At 69.7% G+C, this 6,441-nt stretch carries 4 protein-coding genes; 2 read left to right on the top strand and 2 right to left on the bottom strand.

The genetic code is table 11. The annotated features are described in order from the left end of the window. The first annotated feature begins 745 nt into the window (after positions 1–745). Together ACMATS_RS31505 and ACMATS_RS31500 are read left to right on the top strand one after the other, a co-directional pair. A complete protein-coding gene (locus tag ACMATS_RS31505; RefSeq protein ID WP_391155229.1) occupies positions 746–1,936 on the top strand; it encodes a cytochrome P450 in 1,191 nt (396 codons plus the stop codon). Positions 1,937–1,991: 55 nt separating this feature from the next. Continuing rightward, a complete protein-coding gene (locus ACMATS_RS31500) occupies positions 1,992–4,061 on the top strand; it encodes a 3-hydroxyacyl-CoA dehydrogenase NAD-binding domain-containing protein (protein WP_414169801.1) in 2,070 nt (689 codons plus the stop codon). Between the two features lie 113 nt (positions 4,062–4,174). Here ACMATS_RS31500 and rfbB read toward each other — a convergent pair whose 3' ends face one another. Both rfbB and ACMATS_RS31490 read right to left on the bottom strand, forming a co-directional pair. After that, positions 4,175–5,185, bottom strand: coding sequence for a dTDP-glucose 4,6-dehydratase (gene rfbB, locus ACMATS_RS31495; RefSeq protein ID WP_414169800.1), 1,011 nt, complete (start codon positions 5,183–5,185; stop codon positions 4,175–4,177). After that, on the bottom strand, positions 5,182–6,249 hold the full coding sequence (locus ACMATS_RS31490) for a glucose-1-phosphate thymidylyltransferase (RefSeq protein ID WP_414169799.1): 1,068 nt from the start codon (positions 6,247–6,249) through the stop codon (positions 5,182–5,184). Before ACMATS_RS31490 ends, rfbB begins: the two co-directional genes overlap by 4 nt. Positions 6,250–6,441 lie beyond the last annotated feature (192 nt).

Raw genomic sequence — 6,441 nt, 5'->3', positions numbered from 1 at the left:
AGAAAAGCCCTCTTTCAAACCCCGGCTTCCCGATCGAGACAGGCCACAACCGAGAAGGGGCGGCGATCAGGAAAGGACTTCAACTTCGAACTTTGTGAGTGGGTCCGACAGCAGCTCGGGACGGTGGCACCACCACATGCCGCGCAGGCTTCGTCGCCCACCGGCATTCGCCGGATCACGCTCCCGGCGTGATCCCCTGTGAAGCCGCGTCGCGTTCACGTTGGCACCGAAGAGCGAGCAGGCGCCTTACAGGACAACGAACGGCACGTGTCCCGCGAACGAACTCATCGGCGGGGTCGGGGGACTTCCGGACATCCCGCGGCCGAGGCCTCACGGCATAGAGGGGCTGGGGTGTGTGTCCGGACCGATACGCGGAAACTCATCAACGCGCCTACGCGTCTGCCGTTCCACGGACGTGCTCTCATCGCTTCCCCCGCCTACGATGCGTTTCAGACAGCAGGTACACGCTACCCCACGAGAGTCCGGCGTCAAGGCAGTTCAATAAGCTTGATCATTATTCGTGCGGACGGCGTTCCCCGCCCAGGGCCGGTCGGCCCTCCCGGGGGACCGACGAGCGCGTCGTTGCAGGTTGCGGCAGTTGCCCGCACGTCGGCACACCACCCGGCCCGGCGTTGCCGCTAACCCGCGCACGGCCGACGGCGGTTGACCCGCCAGGGGCGCACCGGGATGATCCATTTCCTGGCACGGTTGTTGCCGGGACCGATATTCACCAAGGGGTTCAGACGTGACAGAGGCCGTTTCCTTCCCGCAGGACCGCTCCTGCCCCTATCACCCGCCCACCGGCTACCGGCCGTTGCTCGAAGAGGGGCCGATCTCCCGCGTCAAGCTCTACGACGGGCGCGAAGCGTGGATCGTGACGGGCCACGCCGAGGCACGGCAGCTGCTGACCGACGAGCGACTGTCGTCGGTCCGCGAGAACCCCGCCTTCCCGGTGACCTCCCCGCGCTTCGCGGCCATCCCCCTCGAACAGCGCCGCACCCCGCTGCTCGGCGCCGACGGCCCCGAGCAGCACGCCCAACGCCGCATGCTGTTGCCGAGGTTCACCAACCAGCGCGTGGCCGACCTGCGCCCGCGGATCCAGCAGCTCGTGGACGAGCTGCTGGACGACATGGCCGAGAAGGGCCCGGCCGCCGACCTGGTCACGCAGTTCGCGCTGCCGCTGTCGTCCAGCGTGATCTGCGCGCTGCTCGGCGTGCCGTACTCCGACCGCGACTTCTTCGAGGAGCAGTCCTCGCTCCTGCTGCGCGCCACGACGGGCGAGGAGGCCGCGGGGGCCGCCGTCCGACTCATGGGCTACATGGGCGAACTGATCGCCCGTAAGGAGAGCGAGCCGGGCGACGACCTGCTGGACACCCTGGTCGCCCACATGCGAGCGGGCGAGCTGGAACGCCAGGACGCGGTGAGCCTGGCGATCTTCATGCTCATCGCCGGTCACGAGTCGACCGCCAGCATGATCACGCTGGGCACCCTGACGCTGCTGGAGCACCCCGAGCAGCTCGCCGCCCTACGAGCCGACGACTCGCTGTTCCCGAACGCCGTCAACGAACTCCTGCGGTTCCTCTCCATCGTGGAGGGCCTGGCCCGGGTGGCCACCACGGAGATAGAGATCGGCGAGGTGGTCATCCGCCCCGACGACGCGGTGTTCTTCGCGACCTCGCTGGTCAACCGGGACCCGTCCGTCTACCCGGTCCCCGAGGAACTGGACCTGACGCGCTCGGCGCGCCACCACATCACGTTCGGCCACGGCATCCACCTCTGCCTCGGTCACAATCTCGCGCGCGTCGAGATGGAGATCGCGCTGCGAGCCCTGTTCGCCCGCCTGCCCGGCCTGCGCCTGGCCGAACCGGTCGACCGGATCCCGTTCGCACCGGGCGACACGATCCAGGGGCCGCTCTCCCTCCCGATCGCGTGGTGAGGCCGGCCGTCCGGGGATCCACCATGATCAGGCAGAACCCACACTGGAGGGGCAAGTGAGAGACGAAGTCGTGACCCGCGCGACCACCCGGGTGGTCCCGGTGCCCGGGCTGGCGAAGCCGGTCGCGCTGATCACCCTGGACAACGGGCTCGACCCCACGAAGCCGAACACCTTCGGCCGCGAGGCCATCATCGGCATCGACGCCGCCTTCGACGCGGCGCTGGCCGCGGACCCGGCGGCGATCGCGGTGACCGGCAAGCCCTTCTGCTTCTCCGTCGGCGCCGACCTGGCCGCCGTCGGCATGGACCGCGAGACCACGCTGGCCGTCGGCAAGCTCGGCCACGACGCGTTCCGCCGCTTCACCGACTCCGCGATCCCGACGTTCGCGTTCGTCAACGGGGTGGCGATCGGCGGCGGACTGGAACTCGCGCTGTCGTGCCAGTACCGGACGGTGGCGGCGGACGTCCCCGCGATCGGCTTCCCGGAGTGCGCCCTCGGCCTGTTCCAGGGCTGGGGCGGCACGCAGCTGCTGCCGAACCTGATCGGTCCGGACCGCGCGGTCACCGTGATCATCGAGAACGCGTTCGACAACAAGATGCTCCAGCCCGCGGAGGCCGTCGAACTGGGCATCGCGGACGTGCTGCTGGACCCGGCCGACTACCTCGACGCGTCACTGCGCTGGCTCGCCGGTGTGGTCAACGGCGAGATCGCGGTGCCCCGCCCCGAGTTCGACCGCGGCGCGGGCTGGGACGCGGCGATCGCACGGGCGCACGCACTCGTCGAAGCCAGGACCCACGGCGCGTCGCCGGGGCCGGCGCGGGCCGTGGAACTGCTGGACTTCGCCCGCCACAACGACCTGGACCGCGGCTACCCCGCCGAGTCCGAGGCCATGGCCGACGTGCTGATGCGCGACGAGTCGCGTGCCAGTCTGTACGCGTTCAGCCTGGTGCAGTGGCGCGCGGCCCAGCAGCCGGGCATACCCGACGAGTCGCGGGCGCGTCCGGTGGAGAACATCGGGATCGTCGGCACGGGTCCCGAGGCCCTGCAGCTGGCCCTGCTGTTCGCGCGACAGCTGGACGTCCCGGTCGTGTTGACCGACACCGACCGGACACGCGTGGACGAAGGCGTGGCCCGCGTGCACGCCGAAGTCGGCACGCTGCTCGACAGCGGGCAGATGTCGCGGGACGCGGCGGACCGCGTCAGGGCGCTGGTGTCCGGCTCACCGGACCGGGAAGCGCTCCGGGGGGCCGACGTCGTCGTCGAGGCCCGGGACGGCGATCTCCCGGCGAAGCAACGGGGGTTCGCGGAGATCGAGGAGTACGTGTCGGCCGGATGCGTTCTGGCGACCACCACTTCCCGCACCTCTGTCGCGGAGGCCGCGACCGAACTGCGCCACCCGGAACGGATGGTGGGGTTCCGATTCGCCGAACCGATCGCCGCCATGCCGCTGTTGGAGGTCATGCGCACCGACCGGACCGACGACGCCGCGTTGGCGACGGCCTTCGCGCTGGGCAAGGGCCTGGGCAAGACCTGCGTACTGGTGTCGGACGCGCCCGCGTTCGTGGTCGACCGGGTGCTCGCCCGGTTCCTGGGCGAGGTCGTCGCGGCCCTGGACGAGGGCACGCCGTTCGAGGTGGCGGACCGGGCATTCGACCTGCTGGGGCTGCCGATGACTCCGTCGGGCCTGCTGGAACTCGTCGGCCCCGCAGTCGCCTTGCGCGTCGCCGAGGCCTTGCACACGGCGTTCCCCGACCGGTTCGCCGTGAGCGGGAACCTGCGGCGGCTCGTCGAAGCGGGCAAGGCCTCCGTGTGGCTCCGGGACGCCGAGGGCGGCAAGACCCTCGATCCCGAGGTCGCGGCGCTGTGGCAGGCCGGGTCCGCGCCGTCCACCGGCGCCGAGCTGCTGGACCGTACGTCGGTGGCCCTCGCCGACGAGATCCGGCGGATGCTGGACGAGGGCGTGGTGGCCGAACCGCAGGACGTCGACCTGTGCCTGATCCTGGGCGTCGGCTGGCCGTTCTGGCTCGGCGGGATCACTCCGTACCTCGACCGGGTCGGTGCGTCGGAGCGGGCGATCGGCCGGCGGTTCCTGCCGCCGGGCGTCGCCGGCGTTCCGGAGGAGTAGCGGCCCCGGACCCGGGCGGCCCTCCTTGCCTCCACCGTGCCGCCCCGGCGACCGCCTCGCGGCCGGCCGCCGGGGCGGTCCCGTGGAGCCTGTGCGACCGGGCGCCGGAGTTGTCACCGGGCGCCCGCTCCCAGCTCGGCGCGCCGCTGCAGCGGCTCCCACCAGTGCCGGTTCTCGCGGTACCAGGAGACTGTCTCGGCGAGCCCGGCGGCGAAGTCCTTGCGCGGCCGGTAGCCCAGTTCCTGGGTGATCTTGGTGCAGTCCACCGAGTACCGGCGGTCGTGGCCCTTGCGGTCGGTGACGTACTCCACCGACTCCCAACCGGCCCCGCACGCCTCCAACAGCAAGGAGGTCAGCTCCTTGTTGGTGAGCTCGGTGCCACCGCCGATGTTGTAGACCTCTCCGGGCCGGCCCTTCGTGCGAACCAGTTCGATGCCTTGGACGTGGTCGTCGATGTGCAGCCAGTCGCGGACGTTGAGCCCGTCCCCGTACAGCGGGACCGTGCGGCCCTGCATCAGCCGGGTGATGAACAGCGGGATCAGTTTCTCGGGGAAGTGGTGGTGGCCGTAGTTGTTGGAGCAGCGGGTCACCCGGACGTCGAGTCCGTGTGTGCGGTGGTGGGCGAGGACCATCAGGTCGGCGGCCGCCTTCGAGGCCGCGTAGGGCGAGTTGGGGGACAGCGGGTGCGTCTCCGGCCAGGAACCGTGCGGGATGGAGCCGTACACCTCGTCCGTGGAGATATGGACGAAGACGCCCCGGCCGTCGGCGTGGTGGCGCAGCGCCGCGTCGAGCAGGACCTGCGTCCCGCCGATGTTCGTCCGGACGAACTCGGCTGCGCCCAGGATCGACCGGTCCACGTGCGACTCCGCGGCGAAGTGCACGATCTGGTCGTGCTCGGCGACCAGCCGGTCCACGACCGCGGCATCGCAGACGTCGCCCCGGACGAAGGAGAACCCGGGGTGATCGCGCACCGGGTCGAGATTGGCCGGGTTGCCGGCGTAGGTCAGCTTGTCGAGCACGGTGACCCGTACTCCGGCCGGGCCGTTCGGGCCGAGCAGGGTGCGAACGTAGTGGGAGCCGATGAAGCCGGCAGCGCCGGTGACGAGGATCCTGGTGACGGTCATGACGAGATGCGCACTTTGCTGTGGTCCCCGAGCACCAGCCGATGGGCCGCCGGCACACCGGTGGCAGGGGTCACCTCGACGTTCCGCCCGATCAGCGAACTCTCGATGCGGCGGACCCCCTGGATCGTGGCCCCGGTCAGGACGATGGAGAACTCTATTTCGCTGGACTCGATCCGGCAGTCCGACGCTATCGAGGTGGACGGGCCGACGTAGGAACCGGCTATCCGTGTGTTCGCGCCGATCACGACCGGTCCCACGATCCGCGAGCCCCGTATCTCGGCGCCGGCTTCGATCGTGACCTGGCCGATGATCTCGCTGGCCTCGTCGACCGAACCCTCGACGCGGCCCCCGATGCCTTCCAGTACGGCGCGGTTGACCTCCAGCATGTCGATGACGTTTCCGGTGTCCTTCCAGTAACCGGAGATGGTCGTGGACCGGACGTCACGTCCGTGGTCTATGAGCCATTGCAGCGCATCGGTTATCTCCAACTCGCCGCGCGCGGACAGCTCGATGCCCCGTACGGCCTCATGCACGGCCGAGGTGAACAGGAAGACGCCGACCAGGGCCAGATCGCTGCGCGGGGCGGCCGGCTTTTCCTCCAGGGCCACCACCTTTCCGGAGATGTCGAGTTCGGCGACGCCGAAGGCGGTGGGGTCGGCCACCTTGGTGAGCAGGATCTGTGCGTCGGGGCGGCTGCCCCGGAACTCGTCCACGAGATCCGCGATACCGCCGACGATGAAGTTGTCACCGAGATACATGACGAAGTCCTCGTCGCCGAGGAACTCCCTTGCGATCAGCACAGCATGGGCGAGGCCGAGGGGCGCCGACTGCTGGATGTAGGTGACGTCGAGGCCGAAGGCGGACCCGTCGCCGACCGCCCGCCGGATCTCGGGGGCCGTGTCACCGACGACGATGCCGACCTCGCTGATTCCTGCCTCCGCGATGGCCTCCAACCCGTAGAAGAGCACGGGCTTGTTGGCCACGGGGACAAGCTGCTTGGCGTAGGTATGAGTGATGGGCCGCAGGCGGGTTCCGGCCCCGCCGGACAGTACGAGAGCCTTCATGTCGGCGCAGTCTAGATCAATAAGTCCGATGTCTTCAGTGCTTGTAGGGGGCTTGTAGGCGAACAGGGAACGTTCGGCGGTGGCACCGGCATTCCGGTTGTGACGGTTCGTCATGACGTCCGTCCGCGCCAGGTGGACACGAGAGGGGGAGCGGCAAATACGGCCGGACGCCTCCGGATTATGCTGGCGGGA

It is taken from the genome of Streptoverticillium reticulum, from assembly GCF_047456005.1.
GTDB lineage: Bacteria > Actinomycetota > Actinomycetes > Streptomycetales > Streptomycetaceae > Streptomyces > Streptomyces reticulum.
This window is presented reverse-complemented; position numbering and strand designations above follow the sequence as displayed.

Bases quoted from the DNA above. Each gene is read 5' to 3' on its own strand.
- ACMATS_RS31490 (WP_414169799.1), bottom strand. From the start codon at position 6,249: ATGAAGGCTCTCGTACTGTCCGGCGGGGCCGGAACCCGCCTGCGGCCC.
- rfbB (WP_414169800.1), bottom strand. From the start codon at position 5,185: ATGACCGTCACCAGGATCCTCGTCACCGGCGCTGCCGGCTTCATCGGC.